Origin of the sequence: Uliginosibacterium gangwonense DSM 18521, from assembly GCF_000373965.1 — a bacterium.
Taxonomy (GTDB): domain Bacteria; phylum Pseudomonadota; class Gammaproteobacteria; order Burkholderiales; family Rhodocyclaceae; genus Uliginosibacterium; species Uliginosibacterium gangwonense.
Window position 1 is genome coordinate 568,354 of the sequence record NZ_KB892835.1, and the last position, 22,986, is coordinate 591,339.

21 protein-coding genes and 1 tRNA gene are annotated in these 22,986 nt (G+C 57.1%); 12 read left to right on the forward strand and 10 right to left on the reverse strand.

All coding sequences use genetic code 11. From position 1 onward, the window contains the following. The first annotated feature begins 265 nt into the window (after window positions 1-265). The gene (locus B145_RS0105470) at window positions 266-1,786 is read left to right on the forward strand and encodes an arabinofuranosidase catalytic domain-containing protein (protein ID WP_018605712.1); all 1,521 of its coding nucleotides are present in this window, start codon (window positions 266-268) and stop codon (window positions 1,784-1,786) included. A gap of 95 nt (window positions 1,787-1,881) precedes the next feature. Here B145_RS0105470 and proB read toward each other — a convergent pair whose 3' ends face one another. The 4 genes from proB to rplU form a co-directional block, all read right to left on the reverse strand. Then, entirely contained in the window at window positions 1,882-2,997 is a 1,116-nt protein-coding gene (gene proB, locus B145_RS0105475) for a glutamate 5-kinase (RefSeq protein WP_018605715.1), read from the reverse strand. Window positions 2,998-3,403: 406 nt separating this feature from the next. Next, window positions 3,404-4,540 (reverse strand): Obg family GTPase CgtA, encoded by a 1,137-nt coding sequence (gene cgtA / locus B145_RS0105480; protein ID WP_018605718.1) that lies wholly within the window; start codon window positions 4,538-4,540, stop codon window positions 3,404-3,406. 106 nt (window positions 4,541-4,646) lie between these two features. Next, window positions 4,647-4,913: a 50S ribosomal protein L27 gene (gene rpmA, locus B145_RS0105485; protein WP_018605720.1), complete on the reverse strand. Its 267-nt coding sequence runs from the start codon at window positions 4,911-4,913 to the stop codon at window positions 4,647-4,649. Window positions 4,914-4,930: 17 nt separating this feature from the next. Further along, a complete protein-coding gene (gene rplU / locus B145_RS0105490; RefSeq protein WP_018605721.1) occupies window positions 4,931-5,242 on the reverse strand; it encodes a 50S ribosomal protein L21 in 312 nt (103 codons plus the stop codon). A 148-nt stretch (window positions 5,243-5,390) separates the two neighbouring features. Between rplU and B145_RS0105500 the strand changes: the two genes are divergently transcribed. From B145_RS0105500 to B145_RS0105515, 4 genes are all read left to right on the forward strand, one after another. Beyond that, a complete protein-coding gene (locus B145_RS0105500) occupies window positions 5,391-6,359 on the forward strand; it encodes a polyprenyl synthetase family protein (RefSeq protein ID WP_026258856.1) in 969 nt (322 codons plus the stop codon). A gap of 19 nt (window positions 6,360-6,378) precedes the next feature. Then, window positions 6,379-6,455 (forward strand) — tRNA-Pro (locus tag B145_RS0105505). A gap of 450 nt (window positions 6,456-6,905) precedes the next feature. After that, entirely contained in the window at window positions 6,906-7,541 is a 636-nt protein-coding gene (locus tag B145_RS0105510) for an NADPH-dependent F420 reductase (RefSeq protein ID WP_018605726.1), read from the forward strand. A 197-nt stretch (window positions 7,542-7,738) separates the two neighbouring features. After that, window positions 7,739-9,055 (forward strand): Nramp family divalent metal transporter, encoded by a 1,317-nt coding sequence (locus tag B145_RS0105515; RefSeq protein ID WP_018605727.1) that lies wholly within the window; start codon window positions 7,739-7,741, stop codon window positions 9,053-9,055. On the opposite strand, the gene B145_RS0105520 is transcribed toward B145_RS0105515, so the two are convergent. Further along, the gene (locus tag B145_RS0105520) at window positions 9,028-10,320 is read right to left on the reverse strand and encodes a PepSY-associated TM helix domain-containing protein (protein ID WP_157288275.1); all 1,293 of its coding nucleotides are present in this window, start codon (window positions 10,318-10,320) and stop codon (window positions 9,028-9,030) included. The genes B145_RS0105515 and B145_RS0105520 overlap by 28 nt on opposite strands. A gap of 1 nt (window position 10,321) precedes the next feature. Beyond that, window positions 10,322-12,484 carry a TonB-dependent siderophore receptor gene (locus B145_RS0105525; protein ID WP_018605730.1) on the reverse strand — a complete coding sequence of 721 codons (2,163 nt, stop codon included), beginning with the start codon at window positions 12,482-12,484 and terminating at the stop codon, window positions 10,322-10,324. A 287-nt stretch (window positions 12,485-12,771) separates the two neighbouring features. Here B145_RS0105525 and B145_RS0105530 point away from each other — a divergent pair, with 287 nt between their 5' ends. The 3 genes from B145_RS0105530 to ybaK are packed head-to-tail and all read left to right on the forward strand — an operon-like array spanning window position 12,772 to window position 14,231. Next, on the forward strand, window positions 12,772-13,119 hold the full coding sequence (locus tag B145_RS0105530) for an FKBP-type peptidyl-prolyl cis-trans isomerase (protein ID WP_018605732.1): 348 nt from the start codon (window positions 12,772-12,774) through the stop codon (window positions 13,117-13,119). Window positions 13,120-13,125: 6 nt separating this feature from the next. Then, entirely contained in the window at window positions 13,126-13,746 is a 621-nt protein-coding gene (locus tag B145_RS0105535; protein ID WP_018605735.1) for a DUF2238 domain-containing protein, read from the forward strand. After that, window positions 13,746-14,231 carry a Cys-tRNA(Pro) deacylase gene (gene ybaK / locus B145_RS0105540; protein ID WP_018605736.1) on the forward strand — a complete coding sequence of 162 codons (486 nt, stop codon included), beginning with the start codon at window positions 13,746-13,748 and terminating at the stop codon, window positions 14,229-14,231. Before B145_RS0105535 ends, ybaK begins: the two co-directional genes overlap by 1 nt. A gap of 13 nt (window positions 14,232-14,244) precedes the next feature. On the opposite strand, the gene B145_RS0105545 is transcribed toward ybaK, so the two are convergent. The 3 genes from B145_RS0105545 to zwf all read right to left on the reverse strand — a co-directional run bounded on the left by B145_RS0105545 (window position 14,245) and on the right by zwf (window position 18,178). Next, window positions 14,245-14,706, reverse strand: coding sequence for a hypothetical protein (locus B145_RS0105545; RefSeq protein WP_157288276.1), 462 nt, complete (start codon window positions 14,704-14,706; stop codon window positions 14,245-14,247). Window positions 14,707-14,789: 83 nt separating this feature from the next. Continuing rightward, window positions 14,790-16,526, reverse strand: coding sequence for a glycoside hydrolase family 43 protein (locus B145_RS0105550; protein WP_033406392.1), 1,737 nt, complete (start codon window positions 16,524-16,526; stop codon window positions 14,790-14,792). Between the two features lie 158 nt (window positions 16,527-16,684). Next, window positions 16,685-18,178 (reverse strand): glucose-6-phosphate dehydrogenase, encoded by a 1,494-nt coding sequence (gene zwf, locus B145_RS0105555; protein ID WP_018605742.1) that lies wholly within the window; start codon window positions 18,176-18,178, stop codon window positions 16,685-16,687. A gap of 87 nt (window positions 18,179-18,265) precedes the next feature. Between zwf and B145_RS0105560 the strand changes: the two genes are divergently transcribed. Genes B145_RS0105560 through B145_RS0105570 form a run of 3 tightly spaced genes read left to right on the forward strand, consistent with a single transcriptional unit; the run spans window position 18,266 to window position 19,517 of the window. Continuing rightward, the gene (locus B145_RS0105560; protein WP_018605743.1) at window positions 18,266-18,685 is read left to right on the forward strand and encodes a GNAT family N-acetyltransferase; all 420 of its coding nucleotides are present in this window, start codon (window positions 18,266-18,268) and stop codon (window positions 18,683-18,685) included. Window positions 18,686-18,718: 33 nt separating this feature from the next. Then, window positions 18,719-19,183, forward strand: a complete 465-nt coding sequence (locus B145_RS0105565) for a MerR family transcriptional regulator (RefSeq protein ID WP_018605744.1) — start codon at window positions 18,719-18,721, stop codon at window positions 19,181-19,183. Continuing rightward, on the forward strand, window positions 19,140-19,517 hold the full coding sequence (locus B145_RS0105570; protein WP_018605746.1) for a carboxymuconolactone decarboxylase family protein: 378 nt from the start codon (window positions 19,140-19,142) through the stop codon (window positions 19,515-19,517). The genes B145_RS0105565 and B145_RS0105570 overlap by 44 nt, the downstream gene beginning before the upstream one ends. Window positions 19,518-19,605: 88 nt before the next feature. Here the strand turns inward: B145_RS0105570 and B145_RS0105575 are convergent, their stop codons facing one another. Further along, the gene (locus B145_RS0105575; RefSeq protein WP_018605747.1) at window positions 19,606-20,988 is read right to left on the reverse strand and encodes a glycerophosphodiester phosphodiesterase family protein; all 1,383 of its coding nucleotides are present in this window, start codon (window positions 20,986-20,988) and stop codon (window positions 19,606-19,608) included. Window positions 20,989-21,355: 367 nt separating this feature from the next. Between B145_RS0105575 and B145_RS0105580 the strand changes: the two genes are divergently transcribed. After that, window positions 21,356-22,792 carry an IS1182 family transposase gene (locus B145_RS0105580; RefSeq protein WP_018605750.1) on the forward strand — a complete coding sequence of 479 codons (1,437 nt, stop codon included), beginning with the start codon at window positions 21,356-21,358 and terminating at the stop codon, window positions 22,790-22,792. The last annotated feature ends 194 nt before the right edge of the window (window positions 22,793-22,986 follow it).

Genomic DNA, 22,986 nt, shown 5'->3' on the forward strand with positions numbered 1-22,986 from the left:
TGATGCTTATAGTGGGTCTGATGAGGAACGTGGAGGGGAAGAAGCGGAGGCATGGCCTCCGTTTTTTACTGACGTGTGATGCTTTGGCGTTCTCTTGTTTGTTTGATGGGAAAACAATAACTACCCAGTTGTACAGTAGCCGATTCGTACATGGCTAACAGCTATTCGAATCATAGACAGCCGGTATGCCCTATATATGATGTTTGGGTCCTTGAGTCATAGAGGACGAAATCTGGGCATAAGCTGAATAAATAAGGAGACTGAAATGTTGACCCATCACACGCAGTGGATGTTGGGCGGACTCCGCCCGCAGGATGAAGTGACCCACAGTGCATCTATTTTTACCTTCGTCAAAACAAGACTCTTTGTACTATTCGCGTTTTTATTTTTCCTGTTTGCAGGAAGCATGCAAAATGCTTTGGCTGCAACCGGCCCGTGCGATATCTATGCTGCAGGCAGCACGCCATGTGTTGCGGCGCACAGTACGGTACGGGCATTGTTTGGGTGGTATAGCGGCAAGCTTTATCAGGTCAAGCGTGCAACCGATGGCACCACGCAGGATATTAGTGTCTTGTCTGCAGGCGGAGTGGCCAATGCCGCTGCGCAGGATACATTCTGTGCCGGTTCGGTGTGCACCATCACGAAGATCTATGATCAGTCCGGGTATGGCAATGATTTGACTGTCGCGCCCGCGGGTGGGAATGGCAGTGCTGATATTGCAACCAATGCCACTGCGTTGAAAGTGACCGTGGGCGGGAAGTCTGCCTACGCGCTCTATGTCTCGGCGGGAGTGGGCTATCGGCGCAACATCACTTCGGGTATCGCAACAGGCAGTGCATCAGAAGGTATCTACATGGTGACCAGCGCAGCCCATGTGAATGATGGCTGTTGTTTTGACTATGGCAATGCAGAAACCAGTAATAATGACACTGGCAACGGCCACATGGATGCCGTCTACTTTGGCCGACTGTGCTGGTTTGCATGCACGGGGGCAGGCCCCTGGGTGATGGCAGACCTTGAGAATGGCCTTTTTCTTGGCGGTAATGGTAGCAACACGAATAACACGGGTCGAAATACCACCTATGTCACAGCCATGGTCAAGCAAGATGCCACGACCTATTCGATTCGGGATGGCGATGCACAATCCGGCGGCCTGAAAACCGATTATGCCGGGCCGCTCCCCACGACAAGTGGATATGTGCCTTTTCACAAAGAAGGTGCCATCATCCTGGGTATTGGCGGCGACAACAGTAAAGTGGCTGTCGGCAATTTCTATGAAGGTGCAATGACAAGCGGCAAACCTTCCGATGCTACAGAAGATGCCGTGCAGGCCAACATTGTTGCGGCGGGTTACAGTGGCAGTGCTACGGGCTCCTATAAGCGACTTGTTAACCAGAACAGCAACAAGTGTATGGATGTGCAGCAGCCCAACACCAGTTCAGGTGCCAATGTCGATCTCTATACCTGCAATGGGTATGCTTGGCAGAGCTGGCTGTTGGTGGATCTGGGTAATGGTTACGTGAGCATTGTCAGTGAGAACAGTGGCATGTGTCTGGATGTGAATGGCGCTTCCACTGCCAATGGTGCAAACGTGGCTCAGTACACCTGTAACGGTGGCGCCAACCAGCAATGGCAGGTCACGACGACGACTGCACCTTGGTTCCGTCTGACTGCGCGTAACAGCGGCAAGGTGCTGGATGTTGCCAACTGCGGCACGGCCGATACCACCAACATTCAACAGTGGGCTTGGCTGAATAATGCTTGCCAACAATGGAAGCTGCAGTAAGTAAATCCTGTTACAGGCAAATCTGATTGTTGTACGTGTCAAACACACCGGCCACCCTTGGCAATTGCCCAGGGTGGCCGGTGTGTTTGGGGTGTCTAGCGAACCACCAGATTGTCGCGGTGGATCAGTTCCACTTCATCCACGTAACCCAGCAGTGCTTCAATGTCGCCACTGCCGTGGTGGGCGATGCGGCGGGTTTCGGTGCTGTCGTAATTGACCAGACCACGGGCAATTTCATTGCCTTGCGGGTCGCAGCAGGCTACGACTGCGCCGCGCCCAAAATCGCCTTCCACACTCACCACACCAACTGGCAACAGGCTGGCGCCACCCATCAGGGCTTTGATGGCACCGTTGTCCAGCGTCAGCGTACCGGCCAGTTGCAGGTGGTCTGCCATCCATTGCTTACGCGCGGCCAGCGGGGTGCTGGAGGCGTAGAGCAGGGTGCCCAGGGCTTCGCCTGTTGCCAGGCGGAGCAGGGGATCGGTTTCGCGGCCCGAGGCGATCAGGGTATGTGCCCCGCTGCTCGCTGCGCGTTGTGCTGCGCGGATCTTGGTAATCATGCCGCCGCGCGAGATGCCGGTGCCTGCACCCCCTGCCATGGCTTCATAGGCGCTGTCTTCGGCCTGCCCTTCGCTAATGAGGGTGGCATTGGGATCTTTACGTGGGTCAGCCGTGTAGAGGCCTTTCTGATCGGTGAGGATGATCAGTGCATCGGCTTCAATCAGGTTGGCGACCAGCGCGCCGAGGGTGTCGTTATCGCCGAACTTGATTTCGTCGGTCACGACGGTGTCGTTTTCGTTGATGATCGGCACCACACCCAGCCCCAGCAGGGTGGAGAGGGTGGTGCGGGCATTCAGGTAGCGCAGGCGGTCAGCCAGGTCGGCATGGGTGAGCAGGATCTGCGCTGTCTTCAAGCCGAACTGGCTGAACGCGCCCTCATAGGCTTGCGCCAGCCCCATCTGCCCCACTGCTGCAGCGGCTTGCAGGGCGTGGGTTTCCGCCGGGCGCGTTGCCCAGCCCAGGCGTTGCATGCCTTCAGCAATGGCGCCGCTGGACACCATCACGATCTCGCGCCCTTCAGCGCGCAAGGCGGCTATCTGGCGGGCCCAATCGGCAATGGCGGCGCGGTCCAGCCCCTCGCCATTGTTGGTGACCAGGGCACTCCCTACTTTTACGACGAGGCGTCGGGCGGAACGGATGGTGTGGCGCATGATGAAGTGGTGAGGCAAATAAATTCGGCACGAGCCGATGGAAGCCACTATTTTAAAGCGGTATCGACTTGGCGGGGCGACGTGTTGAAGTAGCGCGGTAGAGTTGGAAGCCCTTTGCCACTTCATCCATGGTCTGGCTGTGCTCAACGCGGGAGGTGAATTGTATTCTGGAGGCAATTCCCTGTAGTTTGAAGAACCAGAACAGGCTCATCTACGCAGGTAGAGATAGAGCGGAATCCCGGCCGTGATATCGAATCCGCCGCCGGCACCGGCAAGCAGAATGTTACGGGATTTGGCGATGGCGTCAAAAAACGGGATTCTCATGATGTCGCGCGGCAGAAAATTGAGGAAGCAGGGACGGGATTGTCAGCCTGAGCGTGACAATCCCACGACGACATCAGCCCTGCTAGTCACGCACGTAGATGATCTCTCCATCGTAATCATCGTCGTCTTCGTCATCCTCATCCGCTTCGCCTTCAGGGTATTGCGGGCTGGTAGCGATGGCGGCGAGAGCTTCCTCGGCGCTGCGCTTGGGCTGGGCGTCCAGATAGTCCTGGATGGCGAAGATCAGTTCCTTGCAGCCCTGGCCATTGATGCCGGAGATGGCGAACCATTTGTCCGGCTCGCCGTAGGCATCCAGGAAGGCGCGCACGCGTTCTTTGCGTTCTTCTTCCGGGATCAGGTCGAGCTTGTTGAGGATCAGCCAGCGGGGTTTGTCGAATAGTTGCTGGTCGTACTTGCGCAGCTCTTCGACAATGGCGCGGGCTTCACGTACCGGATCGGTATCCGGGTCGAACGGCGCCAGATCAACCAGATGCAGGAGCAGGTGGGTGCGCTGCAGGTGGCGCAGGAAGCGGTGGCCCAGGCCCGCGCCTTCCGCCGCGCCTTCGATCAGGCCGGGGATATCCGCGATCACAAAGCTGCGGCCTTCATCGGTACGTACCACGCCAAGGTTTGGCGCCAGCGTGGTGAAGGGGTAGTCGGCCACCTTGGGCTTGGCGGCGGATACCGAGCGGATGAAGGTGGATTTGCCCGCGTTGGGCATGCCCAGCAGGCCCACATCGGCCAGCACCTTCAGTTCCAGCGCGAGCAGGAAATGTTCGCCCGGTTCGCCATTGGTTTTTTGGCGCGGGGCACGGTTGGTACTGCTCTTGAAGTGCAGGTTCCCCAGGCCACCCTTGCCGCCTTGGGCGAGCAGCAGGCGTTTGCCGTCTTCATCCAGGTCGGCAATGATCTCGCCGGTCTCGGCATTACGGATGATGGTGCCGACCGGCATGCGCAGCACCATGTCTTCGCCGCCCTTGCCGTAGCAATCGGTGGTACCGCCCTTTTCGCCGTGCTGGGCACGGAAACAACGGGTATAGCGGAAGTCGACCAGGGTGTTGATGTTACGGTCGCCCGTCACAAAAATGCTACCGCCACGGCCGCCGTCGCCACCGTCCGGTCCGCCCTTGGGAATGAATTTTTCCCGACGGAAGGAGGCATTGCCATTGCCACCGTCGCCGGCAAATACTTCAATGCGTGCTTCGTCGAAGAATTTCATTGTGTACTCTGGTCAGGGTGTAATGCATCTGCACAGTGCAGATACACAGAAATGAAAAAGCCCTATCGCGCCGCGACAGGGCTTGGTGCAACCGTGTGGAAGCCGATTAAGCCTGGGCTTCCGGCACGATCACCACGGTACGGCGACGGGCCGGGCCCTTCACCTGGAACTGCACGCGGCCATTGGTGAGCGCGAACAGGGTGTGATCCTTGCCGATGCCGACGTTCTCACCCGGGTGGTATTCGGTACCGCGTTGGCGAACAATAATGTTGCCAGCCAGCACGAATTGACCACCGAAGCGCTTGACGCCGAGTCGTTTTGATTCTGAGTCGCGGCCGTTACGTGAACTGCCGCCTGCCTTTTTGTGTGCCATGGCGTATTAGCTCCTGCTTAGGCCGAAATCGCTTCAATGCGGATTTCGGTGAAATTCTGACGGTGACCTTGGTGCTTCTGGTAGTGCTTACGGCGGCGCATCTTGAAGATCTCGACCTTCTTATGGCGACCTTGGGACAGAACCGTAGCCTTGACACTTGCACCAGCAACCAGCGGTGCGCCGACCTTGATCGACTCACCTTCGACGACCATAAGAATCTGGTCGATCGTGATTTCAGTGCCAACGTCTGCCGGTATCTGTTCTATTTTGATTTTTTCGCCAGCGGCAACGCGATACTGCTTGCCACCGGTTTTTATGACCGCGTACATGTTGGACTCCAATTACAAAGAGCGTGGGAAACGGCGGATTATGTTGATTCTCAAAGAGAAAGTCAAGCAGATCGTATACATGGCTTGACGCTGCTGCGCCGCGCCTCATAACATCGCTCTTTCCCCAGCTTAACTACGCGTGCCAGCCTTGCAACTCCAACAACTCTACGCACCGCTCGCCAACGACATGGAGGCGGTCAACGCGGTTATCCGCAAACGCCTGCACTCCGAAATCGTCCTGATCCGCCAAGTGGCCGAGTACATCATCAGCGCGGGTGGCAAGCGCATGCGCCCGGCGCTGCTGCTATTTGTGGCCAACGCCCTGGGCTATCGCGGCACCCATCACCACGAACTGGCGGCGGTGATTGAATTCATCCACACCGCCACCTTGCTGCACGATGATGTGGTGGATGAATCCGACCTGCGCCGCGGGCGCAGCACGGCCAACGCCATGTTCGGCAATGCCGCCGCAGTGCTGGTGGGGGATTTCCTCTACTCGCGCTCCTTCCAGATGATGGTGGATGTGCAGGACATGCGTGTGATGCGTGTGCTGGCGGATGCCACCAATGTGATCTCCGAAGGCGAAGTGCTGCAACTGCTCAATGTCCACAACGCAGATGTGACGGTGGAATCCTACCTGCAGGTGATCCATTACAAGACCGCCACCCTGTTCGAAGCCGCCACCCGCCTGGGCGCAATTCTGGGCGGTGAGGACGAAGCAGGGCAGGAGCGCATGGCAGCTTTTGGTCGCCACATCGGCACGGCCTTCCAGCTGGTGGATGACGTGCTGGATTACTCGGGCGATGAGGAAGCCACCGGCAAGCACCTGGGCGATGACTTGGCTGAGGGTAAGCCAACCCTGCCGCTGATTCACGTCATGCAGCATGGCTCGCCTGAGCAGGCCAAGCTGGTGCGTGAAGCGATTGAGACGGGGGGGCGCGAAGCTTTCCCTGCAGTGATCGAGGCCGTCAAAGCCACCGGAGCGCTGGAAGCAACGCAAGAATTTGCCCGGCGTGAGGCGCAGATTGCTGCCAGTCTGCTGAGCGATCTTCCCTCTTCCATTTTCAAAAACTCCCTGCTACAATTATGTTCTTTCGCAGCTGACAGAAATTATTGATCTGCCAGCAAACGCGAATCGGGGTGTAGCTTAGCCTGGTAGAGCGCTACGTTCGGGACGTAGAGGCCGGAGGTTCGAATCCTCTCACCCCGACCAGGATTCCCGAAAAAGCCCAGCATGCGCTGGGCTTTTTGTTTTTCCGGCCTACCCCCTGCTTCTTTCTGCATTGTCTGCAGACCACTTCCCAGTCCTCTTGCTGAGACGCGTGTGCTGTCGGGATAACCGTCATCTGATGCATTTTGAGTAATTCGTGTCCTGCTGTTGAAAGAATACTTCTGTGTTGAGCGGCTCGATTGCTCGGCGTGTATGCCAATGGTTTGTTGGCATCAAGCTGTGACGCGAGTTTTTTGCAGCAGGCAGGAGACGTGATGGATTCCCGAATATGTAGCTACTGTCACTCTTTTGTGTTTATTGTTGCGATTTTGGCAATAATAATTCGCGTTTTTTGATGTTTATCTGGTTTGGCGAGGGGAATAAAGTTTGTTCCATGCCGTGCAGCACGGGCGGTACGAAAAACGAACGAATCTCACAGAACAGGAGCGCATCATGAAGGTCACAGTTATCGGTAGCGGCAATATGGGTTCCGCATTTGTCAGCCAACTGCATCGTGCAGGGCATCAGGTCAGCGTTACCGGGCGGGATGCAGGCAAGGCCCAGGCCGTGGCAGAACGCTTCCCGGGTGTGCAGGCACTGCCTGCGGCAGGGGCAGCTGCCGGAGCAGACGTGGTGGTGCTGGCAACCGGTTATGCCGAAGCGGTATCTGCATTGCAATCTGTGGGCGGCTTGGTCGGCAAGGTGGTGATTGATATTACCAATCCGCTGACGGCCGATTACATGGGGCTGACCCTGGGGCATACCACTTCGGCAGCGGAAGAAATTGCCAAGGCAGTGCCCGAGGCAATCGTGATCAAGGCATTCAACACCGTATTTGCCCAGGTGTTGGCAGAGGGCGCGGATTTTGGCGCAGGTCAGACAGTATCCGTATTTATCGCCGGGGATCATCCCGAGGGCAAGGCGCAGGTCAAGGCGCTGGCGGAAAGCCTCGGGTTTGCCACGGTGGATGCAGGTGGGCTGAAGAATGCACGTTATCTGGAGCCGCTGGCAGGGTTGAATATCTACCTTGGGTACGGCGCTGGTTTGGGCGCTTCGATTGCGCCGACCTGGCTGCACAAGCAAGCCTGATTTGTTTGCTATGACGCCATCCTTGCAGGTTGGGCTCCCTTGAAAGGATGGCGTGCCAGATTTGAGGAGTGCGGGAGCAGAGTCCGCCTGGGCATCCATCCACACTATCATGGTCATTATTGCAGGTATGCATGGCAGAGGAAGATTTTGTGATCTAATGGCTTCATCCTGCCTGTTTTCTGTTTCGAGTGACGACCATGTTCCAATTGCCACGCACGGCGACTGCGCCTTTCTGCCCCTCTGAAATCCAGGGCAGCGTCAAGGTCCCATCCGGGGCTCCGCTCTGGCAGCGTATCCTGCGGTTTGCCGGGCCGGGGCTGCTGGTGTCTGTGGGCTATATGGACCCGGGCAATTGGGCAACCGACATTGCTGCAGGCTCCCATTATGGTTATGCCTTGTTGTGGATGGTGCTGGCGTCCAGTCTGGCGGCCATGGTGCTCCAGTCCCTGAGCGTGAAGCTGGGCGTCATAGCCCGCAAAGACTTGGCGCGTGCCTGCCGTGAAACGTATTCACCGCTTGTCAATCGCATGCTGTGGCTGATGGCCGAACTGGCGATTGTGGCCTGCGATGTGGCCGAGGTGCTGGGTTCCGCATTGGCCCTGCATTTGCTGTTCAATATCTCGCTCACGCTGGGCATTCTGATTACCGCGCTGGATACGCTGATTGTGCTGATGCTCAAAGGGCACGGTTTCAGGCAACTGGAGGCGATTGTGCTGGGCCTGATTGTCACAATTGGCCTCTGCTTTCTGGCGCAGCTCATTCTGGTTGGCCCCAATTGGGCAGAAGTGCTGAGCGGTTTTGTACCCAGCCTGCATTCAATCCAGCAGCCCGGCGCCCTATACCTTGCAGTTGGCATACTCGGGGCAACGGTGATGCCACATAACCTGTATCTGCATTCCTCTATTGTGCAGACAAGGCAGATAGCCAAAGATGACGATAGCCGCAGAGATGCCTTGCGGCTCAGCCTGTTTGATTCGGTGGGCGCCCTCTCGTTGGCGTTGCTGATCAATGCGGCCATCTTGATTCTGGCTGCCGCGGCATTTCACTCAACCGGACACCAAGGCGTAGAAGAAATACAGGACGCCTACCACCTGCTTGATCCGATTGTAGGGGGCGCCTTTGCGTCCCTGCTGTTTGGCGTGGCGCTGCTGGCTTCGGGGCAAAGCTCAACTTTCACCGGCACGATTGCCGGGCAGATCATCATGGAAGGCTTCCTTGATCTGAAAATCCCCTGCTGGCAGCGGCGCCTGATTACACGCTCGCTGGCGCTCATCCCTGCTTTGGTCGGGGTGCTCTGGCTGGGCGAAGCGGGTGTGGGGACTTTGCTGATTGCCAGTCAGGTTGTGCTGAGTTTCCAGTTGCCGTTTGCGATCTGGCCGCTGATCCGTCTCACCGATAATCGTGCGCTGATGGGGGCGTTCGCCAACGCACGTTGGTTGAGTCTGCTGGCATGGGCCATTTTTGGGCTGATTGTTGTCGCAAACGTCTACTTATTTGTCGGCATGCTGGGTTGAGCCACCCATTTTCGGTTTTGCTGATTAAGCTGACTTGAGCGGCGTTTCTTGGCCCATAGGATCAGCCCGGTTACGCTCAGCATGGCAACTAGCAGCCCAAGTGCAGTGACTAGGATTCTTCCTGGCAGACCGATCATGCGGCCGGAATGAATGGGGAACTGTGCCTGCATGAACACGTCCCCCATAGAGCCTTGCCCTGGAATGCTGGCGCCCAGCAACTTACCATTCTGCGCATCAAAATACAGCCAAGGGTTGCCCAGCCCCCCGTCCCCGTGGTCGTTGCCCGGCGAAAAGAAGCCGACCCCGTAAATAGCGCCTGCATTGCTCAGGAAAAGCCCGCCCGGTGTCTGGCTGATCTTGCGTTGGCTGGCCTCCTGCATGGCAATCGCAAGGATCTGGGGGCGGCTCAGGCAGGTTTGCTGCGCACAATTGAGCGATTGGCGCTCGGCGGCAAAAAACGGTGAGGGCGTCAGAGGCGACACAAGCGAGATCAGCGGGCGCACGACCTGATGCTCCAGATTCATCGACACTGAAGTCACCGCAACCAGCAGCAGGAGTGGCCAGATCAATACCCCGCCAGAGCGGTGCAGATCAAATGTCAGCCGCATGCCACCGCTTTTCCAGCGGAAAGCAAAAGATTTGCGCCATGCATCCAGCTTCGGAAACGAAATCCACAGCGCCACAAAGCAATCCAGCACCCAAGCAATGGCGATGCATCCCATCAGCAGCACACCCCAGTCGAATCCCTGATAGTGCAGATGCAGGCTGTAATGCAGTTTGTATATGAAGGGCAGCAGATTCTGGCGGGCGAGTGAAAATTCTCCCCATGTGCGTGCCCCCAATGTTTGTCCTGTGACTGGATCGACGAAGATCTGGTCGTAGCCCGGATCGGAGATTGTCCCCGCTGCGGCCGCTCGCGGCTCCACAAAGGCGATGAAAGCATGGCCCGCTTCGGGCGCCAGTGGCATGTAGCGAACCTGTACCCGTGGGTCACGCTGTTCGATCAGATCCGCGAGTTCTGCGACACTGCGCACTGGCTCAGTGCTTTGCGTGAAGTAGAGCGTGGGGTTGAGCAAGCCATCCAGTTCGTGATCCCACGCGATGATGGCGCCGGTGAGCCCCGCAATAAAGAGGAATACCGCAGCCGAAAGACCGAACCAGCGATGCAGGCGCACCAGTATCGCCCGTGCCGATTTCGCGGTGCGGGGTGGTCGCTTGCTGCCTGTGGGTCTGGGTAGAACCTCTTTAGTTTGCGGGGCGTGCATCTTAGTATGCCCAGGTCATCGATACGTTGGCGTTGAACGGTGCGCCGTAGTAGCCTTGGCTCCAGTACAGGCTGTTGATGTACTTCTTGTTGGTGACGTTGTTAAGTTGAAGCTTCAAATTGAGTTTGTCGGTCACGTCGTAACTGGCCATCAGGTCAAGCAGGGCATAGGGATTCTGGCGCGTGATGATGCCACCGCCCTGATCGCGCCAGGTTTTGCTGCGCCAGCGCAAGGATGCGCCAAGCTTGACCTGATCAAACCAGGGCAGGCGATAGGTGCTGTCCACATGCAGCAACTGGCGTGGCGTAAAAGTGCGCACGTCCTGGTCGTTGGCATCCTGGACCGACAACAGCGTGTAGCCTGTGCTGATCTGCAGATGGGGCGTGATGCGGCCTGCCAGTTCGATCTCAATCCCCTTGGAGAAGGTGTCGATGCCTTTGTAATAGGCGCTGCCATCTGCGAAATAGCCGCCGGATTCCGCAAGGTTGCGCTGGCTGGCCTTGAATACCGTGGCCGAGGCCAGCACCCTGCGTTCAAACAGTTCCTGCTTGATGCCCAACTCCAGACTGCGCCCCTTGGCAGGGGTGAGCGTCTTGTGCTGGCTATCTACCTGATACTGGGGCGAGAAAATGCCTGTGTAGGCTGTGTATACACTGATGGTGGACGTCAGGTTGTAGATGATTCCGGCATAGGGGGTGGTGCCGCGATCCGAGCGACTCTTGTTCTCATCGTAGGCAAGCCCGTAGCTGCTGACTTCAGTATTGTTCAGCCCGGTGATGAGCTTGAGCGTATCGGTGAGTTCAAATCGCGCAGCCGCAAACAGGCGGCGGTAACGGTCCGAGATTGCTCCTCCCCGTTCAGAGGCTGTGTAGGAGGTGGGTTCTGCAAAGTCTCCGTTCCAGTGCGAAATATCGGGCAGAGGCAAACCCGTGTCTGCGGTATAGAGCGATTTTTCGTTGTTGACCGCCAGCCCCCAGCTCCAGCCCAGCATCAGTTCATGCTTGCGTCCTAACAAGGGGAATGGCCCGCTGGCGTTGATCGAAGCCTGCTTTTGATGCGCATGGTTGGTGTAGAGCGAGGGGTAGCTGTACAGACCCAGCCCGGTTGCTGCGTCCGGCGTGCCGTAGGTGTAGAACAGTTTGCTGTCTTCCCCCGTCCAGGTCTTGGAAAGCGTGGTCTTGACTTTCCAGTCGTAGGCCAGGCGCTGCTCAAGTTCGGCAAATGCTGTTTGGGTTTTGGTGTTCCAGCGCGTCCAGGAAGGGGACGTGCTGGTTGAGTCGTCATAATGCGTGGCGCTGCCATTGGTGTAATAGAGCGGCAATGCACCCCACAGCGAGCCCTTGGTCTTGTTGGACTGCTGGTTGTAGCCGAGGGAGAGCAGGGTGTCTTGCCCCAGATCCGCTTCCACAATGCCGTAGAACACGGTTTTATCCAGTGAATAGCGATCCAGGTAGGAGTCGGTTTTCTCCTTGGCTGCCACCATCCGCCCACGGATCTTGCCAGACTGGATGAGCGAGCCGGATACGTCCAGATCCAGCCTGCGGTCATTCCACGAACCATAGCTCAAGCCTGCAGTTGCCTGGAATTCGCGGGTCGGGCGCTTGCGGATGAAATTGACGGTGGCAGAGGGGTTGCCCGTGCCGGAGAGCAAGCCGTTGGCACCGCGTACGACCTCGACGCGATCATAGATTGCGGTGTCCTGGTCGCCATCATAGAGGCCGAAGGCGAAAGGCGTGCCAATGCCATCGATCTGGAAATTGGTAATGTCAAACCCGCGTGCGGTGTAATAGGTGCGGTCTGTTTCGACCTTCTCGACGGTTACCCCGGTGGCATGCTCCAGCACTTTGTTGGCAGAGGTGAGTGCGAAGTCATCCATCTGTGCACGCGTCACGGTGGAGACAGCCTGCGGCGTTTCCCGCACCGGCAGATCCAGCCCCGTGGCGGACTTGCTGCTGCGCACGGTATAGGCGCGGGTCTTCTCGCTGCTGGCCGTACCCGATTGCGTGTCTGATACCCGTACTTCAGGCAACGTCGTTTCTTTCTCTGTATTGGTATCCGTAGCACTTGTTTGAGCCTGCGCATACAAGGGGAGTTGTGCGCAAAGTACCGCGAGTATCAGGCTCAAGGGGCGTTGCTGTGCAGTGTAAAAGGGGTGCGAAGCCATAGGAAAAGTTCCTGGTAGGGCATCTGGCTGGCGAGCAGGGAACCCCTATACGGTGGCTGGGATGCGGTGTTCTTCAAGGTTTTGGGCAAACTAGGTGTCTCTCTGGGCCTTGCATGGCGCAGGGAAAGCATGGGAGGTGAGGTTAGCGAATCACAGCTTTTTCGTCAATGAGAATGATTCTTATTATTGATTTTGTGCAAAAGCCAAAGTTCGCCACAGGTGCGTGGGGGCAGCCAAGCTGCTATCCTTCCAAATCCTCTGTTTTGTAGAAATGTATTGGAGAATTCATGTCCGAACCTATTACCACGGCCAGCGGCCTGATCATTGAAGACACCGTGCTGGGTACTGGTGCCGAAGCCAAGGCGGGTAACCGTGTGGTGGTGCACTACACGGGCTGGCTGACCGATGGCCGCAAGTTCGATTCCAGCATGGATCGCAACGATCCCTTCGTTTTCCTGCTCGGTGGGCGCCAAGTGATCGCCGGTTGGGACGAAGGCGTGCAGGGCATGAAGATCGGTGGCACACGCAAGCTCACCATCCCGGCACAACTGGGCTACGGTGCGCGCGGCGCTGGCGGCGTGATTCCGCCGAATGCTACCCTGGTGTTTGAAGTTGAACTGCTGGGCGTACAATAAGACCTTATGACAGGGACTGGAACCGGAGTCCGTGCCACCCAGTTGGCATGTGTTCTCGGCGTGCTGGCACTGGCCGGGTTTTACACGGCTGACCGCCTGACCTGGGCTCTGGAAACCTTCCCTGTGATGATTGCGGTGCCCCTGCTATGGGGCACCTACAAGCGTTTCCCACTCACGCCGATGCTGTACTGGATCATCACTGTACACGCGCTGGTGCTGATTGCCGGTGGATACTGGACCTACGCACATGTGCCACTGGGTTTTTGGATTGAGCACGCCTTCGGCCTCTCGCGTAACCCCTACGACAAGATCGGTCACTTCCTGCAAGGTGTCACACCTGCACTGCTGACCCGGGAAATCCTGCTGCGCCGCGGCTATCTGCGCGCAAAGAGGATGACTGCGTTTTTGGCAATCTGCGTGGCAGCCTTGGTCAGCATGTGTTACGAGTTGCTCGAATGGGGCAGTGCGCTTGCGCTGGGTCAAGGGGCGGACGAGTTTCTGGGAACTCAAGGCGACCCTTGGGACACTCAGTCAGATATGTTCATGGCATTGATAGGCGCCAGCGTGGCAATGGGCCTGCTTTCACGCTGGCAAGATCGGCAGATGCAGGCAATTGGGAGTAAGTAATGAGTCACGAAAAAGCGCCAGTCACCCCCGCCATCCGGGTACTGCGCCAGCATAAGGTCGATTTTGGCGACCATCTGTATACCTACGAAGAAAAAGGCGGCACCGCAGTCAGTGCGCGGGAACTGGGCGTGGATGAGCATGCTGTGATCAAGACCCTGATCATGGAAGACGAAAACAAGCACCCGCTCGTGGTGTTGATGCACGGTGATCGTGAAGTCTCCACCAAGAATCTTGCCCGCCACATGGGCGTGAAAACCATCAGCCCCTGCGCACCGGATACCGCCAACAAGCACTCCGGCTACATGGTCGGTGGCACCAGTCCTTTTGGCACCCGCAAAGCCATGCCGGTGTACATGGAAGAAAGCATCCTCAGCCTGCCCGTCATCTACATCAACGGCGGCAAGCGCGGCTACCTCGTCAGTATTCCGCCACAGGCCGCAGTGGATATCCTCAAGCCTGAGTTGGTGAGTGTAGCGGTCGAGTGATTGCGGTCAGGTGTCAGGTTTTTTGATCCCAACCAGAGACCTGACCGTCGTCAACTGTTATTCGAAGTGCGTAACGGTTGACGCCCATAGGGCTGTATTTCCAGACTTCTCGATGTTTTGTCTTGAGCGTTTTTGTATCCACAGCGGCTGGGGGACCTAACGAGTCCATTAATTGCTCGCGGGTTTGCCCCTGCCAGAACCGTCTTTCCCAAATGAGCTGCACGATATGTTCGTTTTTATATTTGTCGTGTAAATAATTCAATCGAGTTTCTTCTGCCCGCTGGTGTTCTTGCTTTGTGCGCAGTGCATCTTGCTTCTTCGTGTAGGCGTTAAGTAGAAACGCAACTACGATAATCCCTAGAATGGAAAGAAACAGTGCTTGGTGCTCAAAAATGAATGATATGGCGTAGATGACCACGCCGATAAAAAGCATCGTGCCCCATAAACTACCTGCAGTTGAAGATTTTCTGGACATCGGCAGAGTGTTGAGAAGTTACTCTGTCATCTTAGGCGTGAATGTCCTTCGTTTTAGCTGTCTGATGGGGCATGCATGGCGCGTTAGCGGGTAACGTGAAACCAGTCAAAATCCGCGTAGCCGACCGAGGTGGCTACATAAGCCGGTGTGCCGCTGGGGGCTGAGCAGAACAAGCCGAATTGCGTGCCCACCCAGCGCCCCGGTTTGCTGATGAAGGATTCGCCAAAGGACGTGAAGTGTTCGCCATCCAGACTGTAGGCAAAGCTGAGCTTGGCGTGTGTGGCCTGGGATTCGGATGCCCAAGGCTTGGTTGAGCTGGCCGGGGGCGTGACTGTTACCTTGGTGGGTTCAGCTTGCAGGCGCAAATAGACGGTACTCGTTTCAAGCGCTTGCCCGGCTACTTCACGTTCCGGCTGGTTGCCAATGGCATTGATGCGGGTACGTTGAACCAGACGGATACCCTTTGCGGTTTTGACCAGACCGATCCACGCATAGTCATAGCCAAACATCACCAGCCCGGCTTGCTCGCCCTCTGCCTTGGGGTTGAAGGTGAGCAGGGTGGTGGCTGTGAAGGCTGGCGCCGGAAGTTTCTGGGTGAGCAGGTTGCCCGCTTCGTAGAGGTTGGCGGGGGCCGACGCAGCTTTCAGGCGCAGCTTGCCGGGGGTAGCACTCAGGCTGGCCCAGTCATCCTGCGGGTTGGCGTGCCATTGCCATGCGAGGGAAAGGCTGCCCTCGAACTCATCATTCATTTGCGGTACGCGGATTGGGTAATCTGCGCTGACATCCGGCTTCCGGTAGTGGGCGACAGGTTCGCCCCGCCCGGTATGCTTAGGGTCTGCGCCAATCACCGGCCAGTCATCCTGCCAGTGCATGGGCTGCAGGTGCACGATGCGGCCGTAGGAATCCTTGTCCTGAAAATGAATGAACCAGTCTTCGCCCGTTACGGTATCCACCCACGCGCCTTGGTGGGGGCCGTTGGTGGCGGATTGGCCCTGATCCATCACATTGCGGCCTTCATAGGGGCCCCAGATGTTACGCGAACGGAATACCCCCTGCCAGCCGGGTTTGACACTGCCTGCTGGCGCAAAGATGTAGTAATAGCCGTTGCGCTTGTAGAGCTTAGGGCCTTCAATCGTGACCCACGGGCGCGGGCCGGTACTGGTTTCTGCCGGAGGAAGCGCTTCCCCGTTTACAACGATTTTGCCTTCCCCTTGCGTATGCGTACCCTCTGCATTTAAAGGCTTGATACGCAGCACATTCGCAAATCCTGCCCGGCTTTTGGCAAAGGCCATCACCAGATAGGCTTGGCCATCGTCATCCCAGAACGGCGCCGGGTCGATCACTCCGGGCGTGTTGTCGACCAGTACGGGAGCTGACCACGGGCCTGCCGGATCGGTGGCGGTGACAAGGTAGACGCCAAAATCCGGGTCCGGGTAATAGATCATGAACTTGCCATCATGATGGCGAATCGACGGTGCCCACACTCCACCGCCACGCCGGGGTGTTGCGTGATGTGCATCCGGCACTTGGCGCGGCAGCGCGTGGCCGATCAATTCCCAATTCACCAGATCGTAGGAGTGCAGAATCGGCAGCCCCGGCGTATTGGTGAAGGATGATGCAGTCATGTAATAGTCTTCGCCCACGCGTACCACGTCCGGGTCGGAGTAGTCTGCATGCAGGATCGGGTTCTGGTATTCCCCGTTGCCCAGATCGGCAACCCAAGGGGCGGTGGCGGGGTTTTCGGTGGCGTGTGCGGGAAGGGACGATAACATGCTGCTGGTGATCAGAGTGGTGAGGAGTGTTGCAGAGAGCGTATTCATGTCTGGATGCAATAGGCTTGCCATGAAGGCGTTACATTCAATCCGAATGGATTGCTACGGAGCATGCCATCAGATTACGCTTGCCGGGGTGGCAAGACAAGCCTTTGCATTCAGACAAGGGCGACCACTGGCGTGATCGCCCTTGAGTGACGCTGGAATTACTCCGCGTCTTCGTTCCAGGTCCGTCCGTCGCGCTCGATGAGTGCGACGGAGGCGGATGGGCCCCATGTGCCTGCGGCATAAGCCTGGGCGCGTTGCGAGGTGTTTTTCCACGCGGCCAGAATCGGGTCGATCCAGCGCCAGGCGGCGGCTACTTCGTCATGCCGCATGAATAGCGTCTGGTTGCCACGGATGGCGTCCATCAGCAGGCGCTCGTAGGCGTCCGGGCTGTTAGCGCCGCCGTAGGCTTCGGCGAAGCTCATGTCCAGTGGCATGCGGCGCAGGCGGATGTTACCGGGGCCGGGGTCTTTGATCATAATTTCCAGCGTCATGCCTTCGTTTGGCTGCAGGCGGATGACCAGACGGTTCTGGCTGATGCGGCCTGCCGTAGCGTCGAAGATGGAGTGGGAGATCGGGCGGAAGTTGATGACGATTTCCGAGGTGCGCCCCGCCAGCCGCTTGCCCGTGCGCAGGTAGAAAGGCACACCTGCCCAGCGCCAGTTGGCAATTTCAGCCTTGATGGCAACAAAGGTTTCGGTATTGCTCTCGTCCGAGCCCAATTCCTGCAGATAGCCCGGCACCGGTTCACCATTGCTGGAGCCACTGCGGTATTGGCCGCGCACAGTGAGTTGCTCCACATTGCGCTCATCAATGCGCTTGAGGGCCTTGAGCACCTTGAGCTTTTCGTCGCGCACGGCGTCGGCTTCGAATTCGTCTGGCGGCTCCATGGCGACCAGACAGAGCAGTTGCAGGATGTGGTTCTGCACCATGTCGCGCAGCGCGCCGGAGGTGTTGTAATAGCCGCCGCGCTCGCCTACGCCTAGGTCTTCGGCCACTGTAATCTGGATGTGGTCGATGTGGGTGCTGTTCCACAGTGGCTCGAACATGCGGTTGGCAAAGCGCAGCGCCATGAGGTTCTGCACGGTTTCCTTGCCCAGATAGTGGTCGATCCGGAAAACCTGGCTTTCCTGAAAGACTTCCCCCACCGCCGCATTCACGGCACGGGCACTCTCGCCATCCTTGCCCAGCGGTTTTTCCAGCACCACATGGCTATCTGGGGTCACAAGGCCGAATTGGCGGATGCGCTGGCTGATGCCTGCAAACAGATCAGGCGATACGGCAAAATAGAAGGTACGCACATGCTCGGGCACCTGCGAGAGCACTTGCACCAGATCCGGCCAGCCTGCTTCGCCGGTGGCATCGACCGAGCAGAAGGAGACGCGGCGCAGGAAGCGGTCCAACGCTTCGGGGGTACTGGCAGCGTCTTTAACGTGATCACAGATCGCATCACGCACAAAGGCTTGGTAGGCTTCGTTGCTCAGCGGGCGACGGGAGACGCCGATGATGCGCGAGGTTTCCGGCACCTGGGCGCGGCGGCAGCGCTGGAACAGCGCGGGGAACAGCTTGCGGGCGGCCAGATCGCCGGTACCGCCAAAGACGACCAGATCAAAAGGGGGAACTTGTGAAGAATTGGAAAAGGGGGCTGTGGACATCGAGAATGCCTCTATTTTGAGATAACAGGGTTTAGTTTAGCTTGCATTGGGGGAATTTTGAGCGTGGATTGTTCAGAGAACGAATCAATGGCCGATATCCGGCGTATCGACGCCGAGCAAACCTTGCCGATCCGGCATGCCGTGTTGTGGCCGCACAAGCCTCTGGACTATTGCAGAGTGGCTGAAGACGCACAAGGTGAGCACTGGGGCGCGTTTGTGGATGGGCAACTGGTGTGCGTGGCGTCCTTGTTTGCGGATGAGCAGGGCGGCATGCGTCTGCGCAAGTTTGCCACCCTCACGTCGATGCAAGGGCAGGGCATTGGTTCGGCGCTGCTGGCGCAATTGTTGGTGCAGTTGCGCCAGCGTGGTGTCAAACGCTTCTGGTGTGACGCGCGGCGCAGTGCCTGCAATCTGTATGCAAAGTTTGGCCTGCAGGTGGAAGGGGAGGGCTGGGTGCGCGAAGATGTGGAGTTTGTGCGCATGAGCATTGTGTTCGAAAGTGCTTGACTTCGAGTGCACTCGAAGAAGGAGACTGGTGGCATGAAAGGTGATTCAACACAGCAGGACATCCAGATGAACATCCAGGCAGTGACTCAGGCGACCGGTTTGACAGCCCACACCCTGCGCTATTACGAGCAGATCGGTCTGCTCAGTTCAATTGCGCGGGATGTGGGCGGGCGCCGCCGCTACACGGCCCGGGATCTGGAATGGATCGCCTTTTTGCAGCGCCTGCGCGCCTTGGGGATGCCGATCCGCGAGATGTGCGACTACGCAGCGCTGCGACGCGAGGGCGACTCCACCGCGGCAGCTCGACGTGCCTTGTTGCAAAAGCATCTGGATCGTATCCAGCAAGAGATTCGCTTGCTGGCAGATTCCGCTGATATGCTCAAAGCAAAGATCGAGTATTACCACACGCTGGAGGCGTCGTCATCGCCCACCCCTTCCACTCAGGAGAAGCAAGATGACGAACGAAAGATACGAACGCGGGCTGGCCAAACTCAATGAAATCGACGGCAAGGCCGGGCAGGAAGTGGTGGCTGCACTGGCCGATATCGCGCCAGACTTCGGGCGCATGCTGATTGAATTCGGCTTCGGGGATATGTACTCCCGCCCCACACTGGATTTGCGCAGCAAAGAAATCGCAGTAGTTGCCGCACTCACCGCCATGGGCACCGCAACCCCGCAACTCAAAGTACATCTGAACGCCGCCCTGAATGTAGGCGTGAGCCGCGACGAGATCGTTGAGACCATGATGCTGATGACGCTCTACGCAGGCTTTCCCGCAGCACTCAATGGGCTATTCGCCGCCAAGGCAGTGTTTGCCGAACGTGGGGTGTAGCACTTCCCTGTATATGGCTTGCTCACTGTCTGAAGAGCCTCGCGCAGCGGGCTTCTTCAGACAGTGCTTGAGTCGAGTTACGCTTCGATCAGCGACCGGTTTCCTTCAGGTAAGTCGCACGGGTGGGCACGGCTGTGTTGGAGAAATCCGTGAATACCCCGTCGACGCCAGCGCGTAAATAAGTCAGCAACTCGGCAGCCGGGTCATTGTTGAAGACGCCCGCAAGGTACTTGGTTTCATTGCGGAAGGTGTAGACGTGAACAAACAGCCCCGCCTTGTGTGCGTCAGCAATCAGGCTTGTTGGCACGGCGGAGCTTACGCCGGCAAAGGTGCCGCTGGCACCGCTGAGTTTCATCACCTGCGGCTTCCACGGGCCAATACCGTCTGCATAAGTCTTGACTTCGGCCAGGCCAGCAGGGGTCAGCATTGCATCGAAGTAGCGGCCATCTCCATTAATGGTCCAGCTGTAGGGGCGGCCGTCGACAAAATTCCAGTAGTCGTTTTGCATGTATATCATGGCGCCCGTCTTGTAGTCGACATCATTGCCATCGATTAGCTGTACGGCCTTGGTGGCCAGGCCAATGGAGCGCATGTATTTCAGGCTTGCCGGATCGAAGGACTGGACGAAAATCGCAGCGGTCTTGCTGTTGAGGCCATTGTCCTTGATCAGCTTGACGACAGCGTCCTCAAAAGGATGGCCTGTGTTGTTTGCGTCGCACCCGTTGGCAATGCCCTGGGCATTGTTCCAGACCGGATTTTTGGTTTCGGGATAAACCGAGATCGTGCGGCCGGTTAACGCGCTCTTGGCTTTGGCGAAATCGATGATTTCCTGCATGGTCAGGATCGGGTACTGGCCATTGAGCGCGGTCGGGCGCGAGTCCCTTGCGTCGTAGGTGGTGCCACCGATCCAGGCTTTGAGTTCGGCAGCGGTAAAGTCGGTGATCGACCAGTCGTTCGTGTGGTCTTCGCCATCTACCACCAAGGGCTTGAGAACCGATTTCGGATCGGTCGGATCGATGCGGTCACTGAGATACTGCGCCGGGCCGCCGATTGTTTTGTAGTCATAACTTACGTTGACCATGACGCCAGCAGTTGTCCGCTTGCGGGCCGCGACGGTGGGGTTCGTCAGGGCGATATCGGCGATGTTGGTGTTGTCACTCAGCCAAGGGTTGTGGCGGGCAACCAGCACGCAATCCTTGGTCAGATGCAGGTCCTCTTCCAGCGAATCTGCTCCGGCATCAACCGCGCCTTGGTAGGCAGGCAAGGTTTCTTCCGGGTACAAGCCCGGAAGGCCGCGATGGCCGATGATCAAGGGCGCCGTACCGTCCAGCGTGAGCAGGGGCGTGACGTTTGTCGTGGTGGAACTATCAGAAGATGAACTGCCGCCACATGCAGATAGCATGATGGCAGCCGCTAGCGGCAGGGCTGCAAGCAACTGTGGGCAGCGGAAGATCGAAGCAGGAATATGCATGGCGCAGTTCTCTGGCGATTAAAAGATATCAATTGTTAGCTGCTGCCATGACGATGTGATGACTTTGTGATGTCAGAATTGTTGGAGCACCAAATGATTTGAAGGTGCGAATGCAAAGAAAATGGCGCTTAAAGCGCCAGTGCCGCTAAGCCGTACCGTGTACGGCGTATTTATTTCTATTACTCTGAAGTAGGACGTACTGAGCGGAGCGAACTACGCCGCATGAGTCTATTACTGTTTCTAGTTGGCCGGTATCGGTCTGCCGATATCGGCCCTAATGCTTTATGTCTACTTTCGACCCAGACTGTGTAAAAAGGCACAAAAACAGTCTATGCTTAGTGCATGATTCGTATTTGGGGGAGGGCTGATGAAGCGTTTCGTAGAAGGCGAGAGTCGAGGCCAATGCACGCTACTCCCAGAATGCCTCGACGATTACATCACAGAGAACAACCCTGTCCGTGTCGTTGATGTCTTTGTTGACGAACTGGATCTGGGCAAGCTCGACTTCGAGGGTGTAGCGCCTGCGGCAACAGGGCGGCCTGCCTACCACCCCGCAATACTTCTGAAGCTATACATCTACGGCTACCTCAACCGCATCCAGTCGAGCCGACGTCTTGAGAAAGAAAGCCAACGTAACGTTGAGTTGATGTGGCTGACTGGACGCCTCATGCCAGATTTCAAGACCATCGCCAATTTTCGCAAAGATAACGGCAAAGCCATCCGCAACGTCTGCCGACAATTCGTCTTGATTTGCCGGAATCTGAACTTGTTCACTGATGCCATGGTTGCAATTGATGGGAGCAAGTTCAAGGCCGTCAATAATCGTGACCGCAACTTCACGGTCGCCAAGATTGAGCGGCGCCGGCAGCAGATCGAAGAAAGCATCGCCCGCTACTTGTCCGCATTGGATACAGCGGATCGGGCCGAGCCTGAAATTGCCAAGGCCAAGACAGTACGACTCAACGATAAGATCGCGTTGCTGAAAGCACAAATGGAACAGCTTCGTGATATCGAAACGAAGTTGGAGGCTACGCCTGACAGGCAGATTTCTCTGACAGATCCAGATGCACGCTCTATGGCAACGAGCGGACGCGGTAGCGGCATGGTAGGCTACAACGTACAAACAGCCGTAGATACCAAGCATCACCTAATCGTGGCACACGAAGTCACCAATGTCGGGCATGACCGCAGCCAATTGTCGAACATGGCAACACAAGCGCTCGATGCCATCGGCACAGAGCGTCTAATCGTCGCTGCGGATCGCGGCTACTTCCGGGGCGAAGAAATTCGCGCCTGCGATCAGGTCGGCATTACAACCTACCTGCCCAAACCCATGACCTCTGGTGCTAAGGCAAATGGGAGATTCGATCGAGCTGATTTCATCTATGACGCGCAGAAGAACGAGTACCGCTGCCCTGCGGATCAAGCATTGATCTGGCGATATTCAACGACAGAAAAAGCAATGCTGGTGCATCGCTACTGGAGTTCGCACTGCCAGCAATGCACGCTCAAAGAACAATGCACACCTAGCCCCGAGCGCCGTATCACTCGCTGGGAACACGAGTCCGTGATTGAAGCCTTGCAGCGTCGCCTGGATCAGGCACCGGAAATGATGCGAGTACGGCGTCAAACGGTTGAACATCCATTTGGTACTTTGAAAGTCTGGATGGGATACACCCACTTTCTGACGAAAACGCTAGATCGAGTCAGCACAGAAATGAGCTTGCATGTACTTGCCTATAATATCAAACGCTTGATAGCGATTCTTGGTATCGAAGGTGTAATACAGGCTGTTAGGGGCTAAGGCCTTTTAATCAACTTACGCCTCGATATTCGGGCTTTAGCGTCTTGGAGTGAGCCATCAAACGGGATTCAAAGCCGGAATTCTTTGCGACCCGAAAGCGCTCTATCACCTGTCAAACGAGCAAGTATCGACCACCTTCGACAGCCTAAGCGGAAAATTTGTGTTTTTACACAATCTGGACCCGGTGCGGACGT

Bases quoted from the DNA above. Each gene is read 5' to 3' on its own strand.
- B145_RS0105470 (WP_018605712.1), top strand. From the start codon at position 266: ATGTTGACCCATCACACGCAGTGGATGTTGGGCGGACTCCGCCCGCAG.
- proB (WP_018605715.1), bottom strand. From the start codon at position 2,997: ATGCGCCACACCATCCGTTCCGCCCGACGCCTCGTCGTAAAAGTAGGG.
- cgtA (WP_018605718.1), bottom strand. From the start codon at position 4,540: ATGAAATTCTTCGACGAAGCACGCATTGAAGTATTTGCCGGCGACGGT.
- rpmA (WP_018605720.1), bottom strand. From the start codon at position 4,913: ATGGCACACAAAAAGGCAGGCGGCAGTTCACGTAACGGCCGCGACTCA.
- rplU (WP_018605721.1), bottom strand. From the start codon at position 5,242: ATGTACGCGGTCATAAAAACCGGTGGCAAGCAGTATCGCGTTGCCGCT.
- B145_RS0105510 (WP_018605726.1), top strand. From the start codon at position 6,906: ATGAAGGTCACAGTTATCGGTAGCGGCAATATGGGTTCCGCATTTGTC.
- B145_RS0105515 (WP_018605727.1), top strand. From the start codon at position 7,739: ATGTTCCAATTGCCACGCACGGCGACTGCGCCTTTCTGCCCCTCTGAA.
- B145_RS0105520 (WP_157288275.1), bottom strand. From the start codon at position 10,320: ATGCACGCCCCGCAAACTAAAGAGGTTCTACCCAGACCCACAGGCAGC.
- B145_RS0105525 (WP_018605730.1), bottom strand. From the start codon at position 12,484: ATGGCTTCGCACCCCTTTTACACTGCACAGCAACGCCCCTTGAGCCTG.
- B145_RS0105530 (WP_018605732.1), top strand. From the start codon at position 12,772: ATGTCCGAACCTATTACCACGGCCAGCGGCCTGATCATTGAAGACACC.
- B145_RS0105535 (WP_018605735.1), top strand. From the start codon at position 13,126: ATGACAGGGACTGGAACCGGAGTCCGTGCCACCCAGTTGGCATGTGTT.
- ybaK (WP_018605736.1), top strand. From the start codon at position 13,746: ATGAGTCACGAAAAAGCGCCAGTCACCCCCGCCATCCGGGTACTGCGC.
- B145_RS0105545 (WP_157288276.1), bottom strand. From the start codon at position 14,706: ATGTCCAGAAAATCTTCAACTGCAGGTAGTTTATGGGGCACGATGCTT.
- B145_RS0105550 (WP_033406392.1), bottom strand. From the start codon at position 16,526: ATGAATACGCTCTCTGCAACACTCCTCACCACTCTGATCACCAGCAGC.
- zwf (WP_018605742.1), bottom strand. From the start codon at position 18,178: ATGTCCACAGCCCCCTTTTCCAATTCTTCACAAGTTCCCCCTTTTGAT.
- B145_RS0105560 (WP_018605743.1), top strand. From the start codon at position 18,266: ATGGCCGATATCCGGCGTATCGACGCCGAGCAAACCTTGCCGATCCGG.
- B145_RS0105565 (WP_018605744.1), top strand. From the start codon at position 18,719: ATGAAAGGTGATTCAACACAGCAGGACATCCAGATGAACATCCAGGCA.
- B145_RS0105570 (WP_018605746.1), top strand. From the start codon at position 19,140: ATGACGAACGAAAGATACGAACGCGGGCTGGCCAAACTCAATGAAATC.
- B145_RS0105575 (WP_018605747.1), bottom strand. From the start codon at position 20,988: ATGCATATTCCTGCTTCGATCTTCCGCTGCCCACAGTTGCTTGCAGCC.
- B145_RS0105580 (WP_018605750.1), top strand. From the start codon at position 21,356: ATGAAGCGTTTCGTAGAAGGCGAGAGTCGAGGCCAATGCACGCTACTC.